Source organism: Streptomyces tibetensis (assembly GCF_040647715.1).
Taxonomy (GTDB): domain Bacteria; phylum Actinomycetota; class Actinomycetes; order Streptomycetales; family Streptomycetaceae; genus Streptomyces; species Streptomyces tibetensis_A.
Genome location: NZ_JBEZCR010000008.1, coordinates 333,135 through 347,047 on the forward strand (window position 1 = coordinate 333,135; position 13,913 = coordinate 347,047).

Sequence of the window (13,913 nt, forward strand, 5' to 3'; positions counted from 1 at the left end):
GCCGCATGATCGACGCCATGAACACACCTCTGCCTGTCGTCCTCGCCGGTGCCAGGGGCCACGGCCGCTGGCACGTCGAGAACATCCGCCGGCTCCAGAAGCAGGGCCTCGTGCGGCTCGTCGGCGTCTGCGAGCTGACGCCGCTGACCGAGGAGGAACTCGGCGACCTCGGTACGCCCGAGCAGTCCGCCGACTTCGGCGCCCTGCTGGACTCCACCGGCGCACGGATCGCCGTGATCTGCACCCCGATCCCGACCCACACCGGCCTCGCCCTCACGGCGGCCGAACGCGGCGTGCACCTCCTTCTGGAGAAGCCGCCCGCACCCTCCTACGCCGAGTTCCGCCGGATGGCCGACGGGGTCGCCGCGGCCGGAGTCGTCTGCCAGATCGGCTTCCAGTCGCTGGGCTCGCACGCCCTGACGGCCATCCGCGAGTTGATCGGGAAGGGCGCGATCGGCAAGCTCGTCGGGCTCGGCGGCGCCGGTGCCTGGGTGCGCGACGAGGACTACTTCCGCCGGGCGCCCTGGGCGGGCAAGCGGCGGCTGAACGGCGTCGACGTGATCGACGGCGCGCTGACCAACCCCCTCGCCCACGCCGTCGCCACCGCCCTCGCCCTGGGTGGCAGCACCCGCGCCGAGGACGTCGCCGGCATCGAGACCGAACTGCTGCGCGCCAACGCCATCGAGTCCGACGACACCTCCTGCGTCCGGATCACCACCACGCAGGGCCACCCGGTCACGGTCGCCGCGACCCTGTGCGCCGAGGAGGCGGACGAGCCGTACGTGCTCGTGCACGGCAGCACCGGCCGGATCACCTTCTGGTACAAGCAGGACCGCGTGCTGCTCCAGCGCGCGGGACACGGGCCGCAGGAATCCGAGCACGGCCGCACCGACCTGCTGGAGAACCTCGTCGACCACCTCACCACCGGCGCCGACCTGCTCGTCCCGCCGGACGAGACCGGCGCCTTCATGAAGGTCGTCGAGGCCATCCGCACCGCCCCCGACCCGGCGCCCCTGCCGGACTCCGCCTGGCACCGGATCCCCGAAGAGAACCGCCGTGTGGTGCCCGGCATCGACGGGCTCGTCGCGGCCGCCGCCGACACCCTCTCCCTCTACTCCGAGCTCGGCGCCCCCTGGGCGCCCCTGTCGAACGAGGTGAGCCCCCGATGACCAGCAACGGCACAGCGGTCCTGCGCGTCGCGGGCCGGCCGGTGGGCCGGTACGTCACCCGGCCCGAACTGCCGGCCCGGCTCTCCCCGCGCCCCTACCTGCACCCCGTCACCACCCTTTCCGGTACGGCCGTGACCGAACTGACCCCGGCCGACCACGCACACCACCTCGGCGTCGGTGTCGCCGTTCCCGACGTCGAGGGGTTCAACTTCTGGGGCGGACGCACCTACGTCCGCGACCAGGGCCCCACCGAGCTCGACAACCACGGCTCGCAGCGGCACGTCGCCTTCCAGCTGCGCGACCCGGACGGCTTCGTCGAGGAGCTGCGCTGGGTGGCCGTGGGCGGCGAACTGCTGCGCGAACGCCGTACGGTCGCGGCCTCTGAACTCACCGACCGGGCCTGGGCGCTGGACGTCACGTTCTCCCTCACCAACGTCACCGGGAGCCCGCTGTCGATCGGCAGCCCGGCGACCAACGGACGCCCGGGCGCGGCCTACGGCGGCTTCTTCTGGCGGGCCCGCAAGGAGTCCTCCGCGCCGGAGGTCTTCACGGCCGCCGCCCACGGGGAGGAGCAGGTCCACGGCCGCCCCGCCGACTGGCTCGCGCTGCGGGGCGGCACCTGGACGCTGGTCTTCGCCGGCGCCACCGAACAGACCCGCCGCGACCCCTGGTTCGTGCGCACCGAGGAGTACCCGGGCGTCGGCTCCTCACTGGCCCACGACGAGCGGATACCCCTCCCGCCGGGCGAGACCGTGGTGCGCCGGGTGGTCAGCGTCGTCGCCGACGGCCGTCTCGACCGGGACACCGCGGCGGCCCTCGTCCGCAAGGCGGTGAGCCCGTGACCTCCGAGACCTACCGCAATCCGATCCTGAACGCCGACTGGTCCGATCCGGACGTCGTCCGCGTCGGTGACGACTTCTACCTGACCGCCTCCAGCTTCAGCCGCGCCCCCGGCCTGCCGCTGCTGCACTCCCGGGACCTCGTCAACTGGACCCTGGTCGGCCACGCCCTGGACCGCCTCGAACCGGCCGAGGAGTTCGCCACGCCCCGGCACGACTGCGGCGTCTGGGCCCCCGCCCTCCGGTATCACGACGACCGCTTCTGGATCTTCTGGGGCGACCCCGACCAGGGCATCTTCCAGATCAACGCCCCGCAGGTCAGGGGCCCCTGGACCCGGCCGCACCTGCTGAAGGCGGGCAAGGGGCTGATCGACCCCTGCCCCCTGTGGGACGACGAGACCGGCGAGGCCTATCTGGTCCACGCCTGGGCCAAGTCCCGCTCGGGCGTCAAGAACCGCCTCACCGGCCACCGCATGCGCCCTGACGGCACCGGCCTTCTCGACGAGGGCAAGGTGATCGTCGACGGCGACCGCATACCGGGCTGGTTCACCCTCGAAGGCCCCAAGCTCTACCGGCACGACGGCTGGTTCTGGATCTTCGCCCCCGCCGGCGGCGTCGAGACCGGCTGGCAGGGCGCCTTCCGCTCGCGCGGCTTCTTCGGGCCGTACGAGGAGCGGATCGTCCTGGAGCAGAAGGACACCGACGTCAACGGACCCCACCAGGGCGGCTGGGTGCGCACCCCGTCCGGCGAGGACTGGTTCCTGCACTTCCAGCAGCGCGGCGCGTACGGCAGGGTCATCCACCTCCAGCCGATGCGCTGGAGCCCGGACGGCTGGCCGGTGCTCGGGGACGACGGCGCCCCCGTCACCGAACACCGCCGCCCCGACCTGCCACCGCAGCCGCCCGCCGCCCCCGCCACCGACGACGACTTCCCCGGCGGACGGTACGGCCGCCAGTGGCAGTGGACGGCCAACCGGCGGGACGGCTGGGCCACCCAGCACTCCGGGGACGGGCTGCGGCTCACCTGCGTCCGTTCGACGGACATTCACGACCTGCGGAAACTCCCGAACCTCCTCACCCAGCGGCTGCCCGGCACCCCGTCCGCCGTCGAGGTGGAGCTGCGCCTGCACAGTGAGGAGCCGGGGGCCCGCGCCGGACTCGCGGTCCTGGGGGACGCGTTCGGCTGGATCGGCCTGCAGCGCGGAGCCGACGGCACGGTCCACCTCGTGCACCGGTTCGCCGAGGGGGTCGCCGAGCGGGAGCGCGACGCGGCCCACCCGTGCCCCGCACCCGAGGGGCGCGCCAGGCTCCGCATCGAAATCGACTCCGGAGCCCGCTGCCGTTTCTTCCACGACCTCGGTGACGGGCCCTGCCCGTCGGGTCCCGTCTTCGCCGCCACCCCGTGGCGCTGGGTCGGCGCCCTGCTCGGCCTCTTCGCCCTCGCGCCCGTCGGGCCGGGACACGCGGGCGCCGCGACGTTCACGCACTTCCGGATCACCGACCTGTAACCCACCGCATCCGCACGCTCGATCACGCCTGTTGGGAGCCGCAATGACGCACCTCCGTAGCAAGCGCTTGCCCAGACCGGGTGTCGCCCTGGCCGCCGTTGCCGGCCTGGTCGCCGCCCTGGGCCTGGGCGCGACCGGTGAGGCGGGGGCCGCCGAACCCCGCGCCGCGACATCCACACCGGCGGCCGCCCGCTGGACCGACCAGGCCCACGGCTTCGCCTCGCTGGCCGGAGGCACCACGGGCGGTGCCGGCGGCAAGGTCGTCACGGTCACCGACCAGGCGGCACTGGCGAAGTACGCGGCCGCCGAAGAGCCGTACGTCATCCGGGTGGCGGGATCGGTCGCCGTCGCGCCGTTCGGCTCGGACATCGTCGTGGCGTCGAACAAGACGATCATCGGTGTCGGCGACACGGGCGAGATCGTCCACGGCGAGCTGCATCTGAAGCCCGGCACGCACAACGTCGTCATCCGCAACCTGACGATCCGCGACTCCTACGTCGAGGGCGACTGGGACGGCAAGACCAACGACTTCGACGCCATCCAGATGGACGCCGTCCACCACGTCTGGATCGACCACAACCGCTTCACCCGCATGGGCGACGGCCTGCTCGACATCCGCAAGGACAGTCAGTACGTCACCGTCTCCTACAACCAGTTCAGCAACCACAACAAGGCGTTCGGGATCGGCTGGACGGACAACGTCCAGACGCAGATCACCATCGACCACAACTGGTTCACCGGTACGAAGCAGCGCAACCCCTCGGCGGACAACTGCGCCTACGCGCACCTGTACAACAACTACATATCGGCACAGGTGGCCGACCGGGACCCCGTGTGGACGTACGGGAACTGGTCCCGGGGCCGCACCAAGATGGTCATCGAGAACAGCTACTACGACCGGGTCCAGCACCCCTACCAGGCCGACGCCACCGCGGAGCTGGTGGAGCGGGGGTCGATCCTGAGGAAGACGAGCGGGCGGACCGACGAACGGGGCGCGGCCTTCGCCCCGCGGGACTTCTACGACTACCGGCTCGACCCCGCCCGCGCCGTCCCCGCCCTGGTGACGAAGTTCTCCGGCCCGCAGCAGCGGATCGGAGTGACCCTCCACGTCCCGGGCGCCTACCCGACCGTGCAGGCCGCCGTGGACGCCGTCCCCGAGGGCAACGACCTCCCGGTGACGATCGCCGTCGCGCCGGGCACCTACCGGGAGAAGGTGTTCGTCCCCGCGAGCAAGCCGAACATCGAGCTGCGCGGCACCGGCCGGGACCGCTCCGACACGGTCATCGTCTTCGACACACCCGCCGAGTACGGGGGCTCGACCGGAAGCGCCACCGTCCGGATCGCCGCCAACGACGTCACCGCCCGCAACCTCACCTTCAGCAACGACTTCGACGAGGCCTCGGTCGAGCTGAAGGGCGAGCAGGCCCTCGCCATGAAGACGACCGGCGACCGGATCGTCTTCGAGAACACCGCCTTCCTCGGCAACCAGGACACCCTGATGACCGACAGCCCCAAGCTGAACGTGATCAGCCGGGTGTACGTCCGCGACTCGTACATCGAGGGCGACGTCGACTTCATCTACGGGCGTGCCACGACCGTGATCGAACGGTCCGTCATCAAGGCGCTCAGCCGCGGGTCGACGACCAACAACGGGTGGGTCACCGCCGCTTCGACATGGACGGGCAACCCGTACGGGTTCCTGATCACCCGCTCGAAGATCGTGAGCGACGCACCGGCCGGAAGCTTCCACCTGGGCAGGCCCTGGCACCCGGGCGGCGAGCCGAACGCGGTGGCCCAGGTGCTGATCCGCGACACCCGGCTGCCCGCCGCGATCAAGTCCTCGCCGTGGACCGACATGAGCGGCTTCTCGTGGAAGGACGCCCGCCTGACCGAGTACCGCAACTACGGGCCGGGAGCCACCGTGACCCCGGACCGGCCGCAGATGAGCCACGAGGACGCGAGGACGCACACCGTCACCGCCTACCTCAAGGGCAACGACGGCTGGGCGCCCCACGCACGCCACTGACCCCCCACGACTTCACATCTCCGTTTGATCCAGAAGAGAGAGCCGACCGATGAAGAGCAGCATCCGCAGAAGCAGGCGCGCCGCCACGGCCGTCGCCCTGGGCTCCGTCCTCGCGCTGACGGCGACCGCCTGTGGCGACGACGGCAGTGGGGCCGGTGGGGACAAGGGGGCCGAGGGCAGCGGCAAGGGAAAGATCGTCTTCTGGGACAACAACGGCGGTGTCCGCACGGACATCTGGAAGCAGATCATCGCCGACTTCGAGAAGGCGAACCCGTCCGTCAAGGTCGAGTACGTCGGTATCTCCGCCACCGAGTACCAGTCCAAGGTCGACACCGCCATCCAGGGCGGGGGCCTGCCGGACGTCGGTGGTATCGGCGCGGCGATGGCCGCCGGGTTCGCCGCCCAGAACGCGCTGGATCCGCTGGACGGCCGGCTCGGCAAGTCCTCGCTCCGGGGCAAGCTCAACGAGGGCATGGTCGAGTCGCTGAAGTCCGCCGGCGGTGGCGACGCGCTGTACTCGGTCCCGACCTCCGCGAACAACGGCACCCTCTACTACCGCACCGACCTGTTCCGGAAGGCCGGCCTGGACGCGCCCACCACCTGGGAGAAGTTCTACGCCGCCGCCGAGAAGCTCACCGACGCCAAGAAGAACGAGTTCGGCTACACCATCCGCGGCGGCGCCGGCTCCATCGCACAGGCACTGGACGCGATGTACGGGCAGTCCGGCATCACGTCCTTCTGGGACGCCAGTGGTAAGAAGACCACGGTCAACGACCCCAAGAACGTGGCGGCGCTGGAGAAGTACGCGGCGCTGTACAAGAAGGTCACTCCGGCCGCCGACCTCAACAACGACTTCACGAAGATGGTCGCGCAGTGGGACTCCGGCACGATCGGGATGCTGAACCACAACCTGGGCTCCTACCAGGACCACGTGAAGGCGCTCGGCACCGGCAAGTTCCGCGGCATCCCGCAGCCCACCGGCCCCGGCGGCAAGCGCGTGCAGGTCTCCAACCCGGTCGACGGTCTCGGCCTGTTCAAGAGCTCCAAGAACAAGGAGGCCGCCTGGAAGTTCATCGAGTTCGCCGCCTCGCACGCATCCAACTCCAAGTGGAACGAGTCGGCCGGGGCCATCCCGTCGAACACGGACGCCGCCAAGGACGCCTGGATCTCCAAGGCCGAGCCGACCAAGCTCGCAGCGGAGGCACTCAACGACGGTTCCACCACCATCGTCCAGCTGCCCTACTACCTGCCGGACTGGAACACCATCTCCAAGGCCGACAACGAGCCCGCCTTCCAGAAGGTCCTGCTCGGTGACATGAGCGCCAAGGAGTTCCTGGACAAGATGGCCGACCAGCTCAACGAGGCCCAGGCGGAGTGGGACCAGCAGAAGGGCTGAGGCCCCGGTGCCACCCCGGGACGGCCTGCGCCGTGCGGGCCGCAGGCCGTCCCGGGCCGGTCGCACTCGTGGCGGCACCCCGTACGAGAAGCACCCCCCCAGCGCCCCCTCGAGGCCCCGCGCGGGCCCGTTGAAAGAAGGGTTTGTCGTGTCACTGAGCCGTAGACAAGTCACCGCGGCCGCTGTCGCCGCCGTCCCCCTCGCCTTCGCCACGACCGGTACCGCACAGGCCACCGGCCGCCGCGCCCGGACCCTCTACATCGCCGGTGACTCCACCGCCGCACAGAAGTACGCCGACGTGGCGCCCGAGACCGGGTGGGGGATGGCGCTGCCGTTCTTCCTCCACAAGGACCGGCCGGTGGCCAACCACGCGGTCAACGGCCGCAGTTCCAAGAGCTTCGTCGACGAGGGGCGGCTCGCCGTCATCCTCCGGCAGATCAAGCCGGGCGACTTCCTGCTCATCCAGTTCGGCCACAACGACGAGAAGGCGGAGGACCCCACGCGGTACACCGAGCCCTGGTCGACGTACCAGCAGTACCTGCGGCAGTACATCGACGGGGCCCGGGCCCGCGGGGCGCGGCCCGTGCTGGCCACGTCCGTCGAGCGGCGTAAGTTCGACACGGCCGGCAAGGCCCTGCCGACGCACCGCGACTACCCGGCCGCGATGCGGGCGCTCGCCAAGGAGGAGCAGGTCACGCTGCTCGACATCCAGGCGCTGTCCATCGCGCTGTGGCAGCGGCTCGGGGTCGAGGAGACCAAGAAGTACTTCAACTGGACGGCGACCGAGCAGGACAACACGCACTTCAACCCGCCGGGAGCCATCGAGGTGGCCCGGCTCGTGGCGCGGGAGCTGCTCCGCACCCGGGTGCTCGAGCCGCGTGACGTGCGGCGGTTGGACGAGCGGATTCCGGAGTCCTGGATCACCTGGCCGCAGGCCGCGGTGTAGCGCCCCCCGACGAAGAAGGAAGAGAGCCGCATACACATGCGTAAGTGTCATGATCATGTCATAGCGAGAACGGCCCTGCTCATCGGCTGCACCGCGCTCGTGCTGTCCCTGAGCGGCCCCGGCGCGCAGGCCCAGCCCCGGGACGTCGCTCGCCAGACCCTCGGGGCCGGCGACGGATGGGCCTCCGAAGGCACCGGGACCAACGGCGGTTCCGCCGCCGACGCCGAGCACGTGTACACCGTGACCACCTGGGCCCAGTTCAAGGCCGCCCTCGCCGCGGGCGGCAGCGCACCGAAGATCATCAAAGTGAAGGGGACCGTCGACGCGGTCTCCCAGGGGTGCGACGCCTTCGCCGCTACCGGTTACGACTTCGACGCCTATCTGAAGAAGTACGCCCCTGAGACGTGGGGGACGGACAAGGACCTGAGCGGGGAGCCGGCCGACAGTCCCGAGGGACTGCGCCGCGTCTCCGCCGACAACCAGGACCAGACCATCAAGGCCAACGTGCCCGCCAACACCACCATCATCGGGGTCGGGAAGAACGCGGGATTCAAGGGCGCCAGCCTCCAGATCAAAGGCGTGGACAACGTCATCGTCCGCAACCTCACCTTCGAGAGCCCGCTCGACTGCTTCCCGCAGTGGGACCCGACCGACACCTCCACAGGCGCCTGGAACTCCGAGTACGACACCGCCGTCGTCTACGGCTCCACCCACGTCTGGCTGGACCACAACACCTTCACCGACGGCAGCCACCCCGACAGCGAGGCACCGACGTACTTCGGCGCGCTGTACCAGCAGCACGACGGCGAGCTGGACATCGTCCGGGGGTCCAACTACGTCACCGCCTCCTGGAACGTCTTCGCCGACCACGACAAGACGCTCATGATCGGCAACAGCGACAGCGAGTCGACCGCCGTCGGCGACCGGGGCAAGCTGAAGGTGACGCTCCACCACAATCTCTTCCGGAACGTCATCGAACGCGCTCCCCGCGTGCGCTTCGGACAGGTCGACTCGTACAACAACCACTTCGTGGCCGGTCAGGACTACGTCTACAGCTTCGGCATCGGCAAGGAGTCCCGGCTCGTCGCCGAACACAACGCGTTCACCCTGCCGAAGGGGATCAGCCCCGCCAAGATCCTCAAGAAGTGGATGGAGGCACCGGTCACCGCCGCGGACAACTACGTCAACGGCAAGAAGACCGACCTGATCGCCGTGCACAACGCGGAGATCCCCGAGGAGACCCTCCAGTCGGACGCCGGCTGGACGCCGACGCTGCGGACCAAGGTCGATTCGGCGAAGGCCCTCCCCGGCATCGTCGACCGTCGTGCGGGCGCCGGCCGCATCTGCTGACGCCGCCGAGAACCGGCCGGGCCGGGCGCACACCACGAGGTGCGCCCGTCCCGGCCCCTCGCCGGACCATCCCCCCGCACAGCCGCACCGTGAAGCGAAGGGACAGCCGCATGTCCTCGCACGTCCACCGTCCCCTCTCCCGCAGGGGATTCCTCGTCGCGAGTGCCGGGGTGGCCCCCGCTCTCGCCCTCGCGCCGGTGCCCGCACGGGCCACCGGGCGGCAGCGCCCGTTCGGCCGCTACGGTTCACCGGCCGCCCGCCTCGACCCCAGAACGCTGTACGTCGATCCGCGTGGCCGCGGCGACCACCGCTCCGTCCGTGCCGCCGTCGCCGCCACCACCGGCAGCGGCTGGACGCTCGTCCTCGCCCCGGGTGTCCACCGCGAAACGGTGGCCGTCGACCGCACCCGTACCGAGATGACCTGGATCGGGGCGAGCGAGGACCCCCGTGACGTCGTCATCGTGTACGACAACGCGGCCGGGACCCCCAAGCCCGGCGGCGGCACCCACGGCACCACCGGCTCGGCCACCACCACCGTGCAGGCCGACGGGTTCACCGCCCGCTGGATCACCTTCGCCAACGACTGGCTGCGCGCCGACCACCCGGAGACCACCGGCACCCAGGCCGTCGCCCTCAAGGTCCAGGGCGACCGGTCCGCCTTCCACCACTGCCGGTTCCTCGGCCACCAGGACACCCTGTACGCCGACTCCATGGCGCTGGGCACCTTCGCCCGCCAGTACTTCGGTCACTGCTACGCCGAGGGCGACGTCGACTTCGTCTTCGGACGGGCGACCGCCGTCTTCGAGCGGTGCCACTTCCGGACCCTCACCCGGACCGACCTGGCCGGCGCCCCCTACGGCTTCGTCTTCGCGCCGTCCACCGCCGGCGCCAACCCGCTCGGCTACCTGGTGACCCGCAGCCGCGTCAGCAGCGCGGCACCCGACGGCTTCTACAAGCTGGCCCGGCCCTGGGTGCCCAGCTCCGACACCACCGCCCGCCCCATGCTCACCGTGCGGGACACCCGGCTCGGCCCGGGCATCGACGCGGTCGCCCCCTACGCCAACATGTCGGACTCCTACCCGTGGCAGGCCCAGCGCTTCGCCGAGTACCGCAACAGCGGCCCGGGCGCGGCCGTCACGGTCCCCGCCAACCGGCCCCAGCTCACCCCGCGGCAGGCCCGGGCGCACACCCGGCAGACCTACCTCGGTGACTGGGAGCCGTGGAAGGAGGTGTGCTGAGTGCACCGGCGCACCCTCCTCACCGGCATCACCGCCGGGCTGGTCGCCACCGGCTCCGCGCCCGCCCTCGCCTCGGCGGGCCGCCGCGTCCTGCACGTCCGCCCCGGCGACTCCGTCCAGGCCGCCGTCGACGCCGTGAGCGGCCCGGGATGGACCGTCGTCGTGCACCCGGGGACGTACCGCGAGGTCGTCGGCGTCCCGGCCGCCAAGGCCGGGCTGACCCTCAGGGGTGCGACCAGGGATCCACGCGACACCGTCATCGTCCACGACAACGCCAACGGCACGCCCAGGCCGGACGGTTCGGGCACCTACGGCACCGCCGGGTCCGCCACCTTCACCTCGGCGGCCCCCGGGCTGACCGTCCGCGATCTCACCCTGGCCAACGACTGGCTGCGCGCCGACCACCCCGAGATCACGGGGACGCAGGCCGTGGCGGCGTACACGTACGGCGACCGGACCCGCTTCGAGAACGTGCGGCTCCTGGCCCACCAGGACACCCTCTTCGTCGAGACCGGCGCCCTGGACACCTTCGACCGGCAGTACTTTCGCGACTGCTACATCGAGGGCGACGTGGACTTCGTCTTCGGGCGGGCCACGGCGGTGTTCGAGCACTGTCACTTCCGCACGCTGGCGCGGGACGTGGACTTCACGCCCAAGGGCATGGTCTTCGCCCCCTCCACGGCCCGGGCCAATCCGCACGGCATCCTCGCGGTGCGCTGCCGGATCACCTCCGGCGCCGAGGACGCGGCGTACAAGCTGGCCCGGCCCTGGGTGCCGTCGTACGAGACCACGGCATGGCCGTCGCTGGTCGTGCGGGAGACCCGGATCGGGCCCGGCATCGACGCGGCGGCCCCCTACACGAACATGCGGGACGCCTACCCGTGGCAGAGCATGCGGTTCGCCGAGTACCGGAACACGGGGCCGGGGGCGGCGGTCCGGGTGCCCGCGAACCGGCCCCTGCTGAGCCGCGCGCAGGCCCGGTCGCACACCAGGGAGACCTACCTCGGCGACTGGCGGCCTTATGCGTAGGGCCGCCGCGCTCCTCCTCGGACTGTGCCTGCTCTGGCCGGCCGCCCCGGCCACCGCCGCCGACCGCGCCCCCACCGGCTGGGCCTCGACCGGCCCCGGCACGAGCGGCGGGGCGGGCGGCCGGACCTGGACCGTGCACACGCGCGCCGAGCTCAAGGCCGCCCTAGCGAACGACGGCGACCCGACAGCGCCCAAGGTGATCCGCGTCCACGGCGACATCAACGGCCACGAGAGCGACGACGGTTCCCTGCTCGGCGAGCAGGACTACGCGCCCGGATACGACCTCGCCGCGTACATGTCCTGCTTCGGCGAGGACGGTTCCACCTGGTCCGACACCCGCTTCGACCACTGCAAGCGGCAGCGGCAGCTCCGGCAGGCCGGGTCGAACAAGGAGAAGGCACAGATCCAGCTCACCGTGCCGAGCAACACCACGCTCGAGGGCGCCGGCCGCGACGCCCGGCTGCTCGGGGTGTTCCTGACCGTCAACACCGGCAGCAACATCATCGTGCGGAACCTGCACCTCGAAGCACCTGTCGACCACTTCACCGGTTGGTCCCCGGACGACGGCACCCACGGCAACTGGAACGCCCGCTTCGACGCCATGACCGTGATCACCGGCAGGTACATCCGGATCGACCACTGCACCTTCACCGACGGGCGCTACCCCGACCGCGAGGCGCCCCTCGGCTTCCACGGCGAGCGCGTGCAGCGGCACGACGGGCTGCTGGACATCGAGGACGGCTCCGACCTGATCACCGTCTCCGACAGCCGCTTCGAGAACCACGACAAGGCGATCCTCATCGGGTCGGGCGACGGACGCGGCGACCGCGACCGCGGGCACCTCAAGGTGACCTTCGCCCGCAACCTGTTCAGCGACATCGTGCAGCGCGCCCCCCGGGTCCGCTTCGGGCAGGTGCACGTCGTCAACAACGTCCACCGGGGCCGGACGCCGCTGTACGCCCTGGGCGTCGGCGTCGAGTCGGCGATCTTCTCCGAACGCAACGTCTTCCGGTATCCCCGCGGAGGGCCGTCGCTCGCCGTCGCCGCCTACGGGGGCGCGCAGTTCCACGACACCGGCTCCTGGTTCAACGGCCGTCCCGCCCGGCTCGACGCCGTGGCGGGCGCTCTGGGCCTCGGGAACGACGTCGGCTGGGACCCGGCCGACACCTACGACCACCGTGCCCTGACCTCCCCGGCGGCGGTCGAGCGGTACGTGACGCGGCACGCCGGAGCCGGGAGGCCCCATGGACGCCCATGAAGCCCTGGGACGACGCACGTTCGTGGTCGGGGCGGGCACCGCGCTGCTGGGCGGGGGAGCGGTGAGCGGGGCGGAGGCGGCGGTCGTGGACGGCCCGCTGCCCGACTTCCACCCGGCGCTGAAGGACGCCCTGACCTTCCCGCTCGCCTGGGGCCGGTCCCCGATCCGCGACTTCCGCGCCTGGCGGCGTGCCGCCCGGGCCACGGTCGAGGAGCACCTCCTCGTCGAGCGGCAGGACGGGACGCCGTACGCGCCGGAGTCCGGCGGCCGTTCAAGGGCGCGGGACTACACCCGCGAACTGGTGACCGTCTCCCTCACCCGATACGAACGGGTCCGCGGCGCCCTGCTCACCCCGCACGGCCCCGGGCCGTTCCCCGCCGTGCTGCTCCTGCACGACCACGGTGCGAAGTTCGACATCGGCAAGGAGAAGCTCGTCCGCCCCTGGTACGACGACACGCGTCTCGCCTCCGCCGAGGCGTGGGCGGAGAAGTACTTCAGCGGGCGCTTCGTCGGCGACGAACTGGCCCGGCGCGGCTACGTCGTGCTCTGCCTGGACGCCCTCGGCTGGGGCGACCGCGGCCCCCTCGCCTACGACCAGCAGCAGGCCCTGGCCTCCAACTTCTACCACCTCGGCTCCTCGCTCGCCGGGCTCATGGCCCGGGAGGACCAGCGCGCGGCCGCCTTCCTCGCGGGTCTCGACCGGGTGGACGCCCGGCGGGTCGCGGCCGTCGGCTTCTCCATGGGCGCCTACCGCGCCTGGCAGACCGCCGCCCTCAGCGACCAGGTCGCGGCCGCCGCGAGCGTCTGCTGGATGACCGGCCTGAAGGAAATGATGGTGCCGGGCAACAACACGCTGCGCGGGCAGTCGTCGTTCCACATGCTCCACCCCGGCCTCGCCCGGCACCTCGACATCCCCGACGTGGCGAGCATCGCCGCCCCCCGGCCGATGCTGTTCCTCAACGGCGGGCTCGACCCGCTGTTCCCCGCGGACGGCGTGCGCGTCGCCCACGACAAGCTGCGCGCCGTCTGGCGGTCCCGCCACGCCGAGGAGCGCTTGCGGCTGAGGACATGGCCGGAACTCGGCCACGTCTTCACCGACCCCCTCCAGGACGAGGTCTTCCGCTGGCTCGACTCCGTCCTGTGAGCCATCCCCC

11 protein-coding genes are annotated in these 13,913 nt (G+C 71.4%); all 11 read left to right on the forward strand.

Features of this window, described 5'->3' with window-relative positions; all coding sequences use genetic code 11:
• The first annotated feature begins 17 nt into the window (after positions 1 to 17).
• On the forward strand, positions 18 to 1,169 hold the full coding sequence (locus tag AB0B29_RS23100; RefSeq protein WP_362242777.1) for a Gfo/Idh/MocA family protein: 1,152 nt from the start codon (positions 18 to 20) through the stop codon (positions 1,167 to 1,169).
• Positions 1,166 to 2,011 carry a PmoA family protein gene (locus tag AB0B29_RS23105; protein WP_362242780.1) on the forward strand — a complete coding sequence of 282 codons (846 nt, stop codon included), beginning with the start codon at positions 1,166 to 1,168 and terminating at the stop codon, positions 2,009 to 2,011. The genes AB0B29_RS23100 and AB0B29_RS23105 overlap by 4 nt, the downstream gene beginning before the upstream one ends.
• Entirely contained in the window at positions 2,008 to 3,516 is a 1,509-nt protein-coding gene (locus AB0B29_RS23110; RefSeq protein ID WP_362242783.1) for a glycoside hydrolase family 43 protein, read from the forward strand. The genes AB0B29_RS23105 and AB0B29_RS23110 overlap by 4 nt, the downstream gene beginning before the upstream one ends.
• 43 nt (positions 3,517 to 3,559) lie before the next feature.
• Positions 3,560 to 5,542, forward strand: coding sequence for a pectinesterase family protein (locus tag AB0B29_RS23115; protein ID WP_362242786.1), 1,983 nt, complete (start codon positions 3,560 to 3,562; stop codon positions 5,540 to 5,542).
• A gap of 49 nt (positions 5,543 to 5,591) precedes the next feature.
• Positions 5,592 to 6,938 (forward strand): ABC transporter substrate-binding protein, encoded by a 1,347-nt coding sequence (locus AB0B29_RS23120; protein ID WP_362242789.1) that lies wholly within the window; start codon positions 5,592 to 5,594, stop codon positions 6,936 to 6,938.
• A gap of 148 nt (positions 6,939 to 7,086) precedes the next feature.
• Positions 7,087 to 7,884 carry a rhamnogalacturonan acetylesterase gene (locus AB0B29_RS23125; protein WP_362242792.1) on the forward strand — a complete coding sequence of 266 codons (798 nt, stop codon included), beginning with the start codon at positions 7,087 to 7,089 and terminating at the stop codon, positions 7,882 to 7,884.
• Between the two features lie 36 nt (positions 7,885 to 7,920).
• A complete protein-coding gene (locus AB0B29_RS23130; RefSeq protein ID WP_362242795.1) occupies positions 7,921 to 9,234 on the forward strand; it encodes a pectate lyase family protein in 1,314 nt (437 codons plus the stop codon).
• 110 nt (positions 9,235 to 9,344) lie between these two features.
• Entirely contained in the window at positions 9,345 to 10,472 is a 1,128-nt protein-coding gene (locus tag AB0B29_RS23135; protein ID WP_362242798.1) for a pectinesterase family protein, read from the forward strand.
• Positions 10,473 to 11,501 carry a pectinesterase family protein gene (locus AB0B29_RS23140; protein ID WP_362242801.1) on the forward strand — a complete coding sequence of 343 codons (1,029 nt, stop codon included), beginning with the start codon at positions 10,473 to 10,475 and terminating at the stop codon, positions 11,499 to 11,501. It begins immediately after the preceding gene.
• Positions 11,494 to 12,759: a pectate lyase family protein gene (locus tag AB0B29_RS23145; RefSeq protein ID WP_362242804.1), complete on the forward strand. Its 1,266-nt coding sequence runs from the start codon at positions 11,494 to 11,496 to the stop codon at positions 12,757 to 12,759. The genes AB0B29_RS23140 and AB0B29_RS23145 overlap by 8 nt, the downstream gene beginning before the upstream one ends.
• Positions 12,746 to 13,903: a dienelactone hydrolase family protein gene (locus AB0B29_RS23150; protein ID WP_362242807.1), complete on the forward strand. Its 1,158-nt coding sequence runs from the start codon at positions 12,746 to 12,748 to the stop codon at positions 13,901 to 13,903. Before AB0B29_RS23145 ends, AB0B29_RS23150 begins: the two co-directional genes overlap by 14 nt.
• Positions 13,904 to 13,913 lie beyond the last annotated feature (10 nt).

Bases quoted from the DNA above. Each gene is read 5' to 3' on its own strand.
- AB0B29_RS23100 (WP_362242777.1), top strand. From the start codon at position 18: ATGAACACACCTCTGCCTGTCGTCCTCGCCGGTGCCAGGGGCCACGGC.
- AB0B29_RS23105 (WP_362242780.1), top strand. From the start codon at position 1,166: ATGACCAGCAACGGCACAGCGGTCCTGCGCGTCGCGGGCCGGCCGGTG.
- AB0B29_RS23115 (WP_362242786.1), top strand. From the start codon at position 3,560: ATGACGCACCTCCGTAGCAAGCGCTTGCCCAGACCGGGTGTCGCCCTG.
- AB0B29_RS23120 (WP_362242789.1), top strand. From the start codon at position 5,592: ATGAAGAGCAGCATCCGCAGAAGCAGGCGCGCCGCCACGGCCGTCGCC.
- AB0B29_RS23130 (WP_362242795.1), top strand. From the start codon at position 7,921: ATGCGTAAGTGTCATGATCATGTCATAGCGAGAACGGCCCTGCTCATC.
- AB0B29_RS23135 (WP_362242798.1), top strand. From the start codon at position 9,345: ATGTCCTCGCACGTCCACCGTCCCCTCTCCCGCAGGGGATTCCTCGTC.
- AB0B29_RS23145 (WP_362242804.1), top strand. From the start codon at position 11,494: ATGCGTAGGGCCGCCGCGCTCCTCCTCGGACTGTGCCTGCTCTGGCCG.
- AB0B29_RS23150 (WP_362242807.1), top strand. From the start codon at position 12,746: ATGGACGCCCATGAAGCCCTGGGACGACGCACGTTCGTGGTCGGGGCG.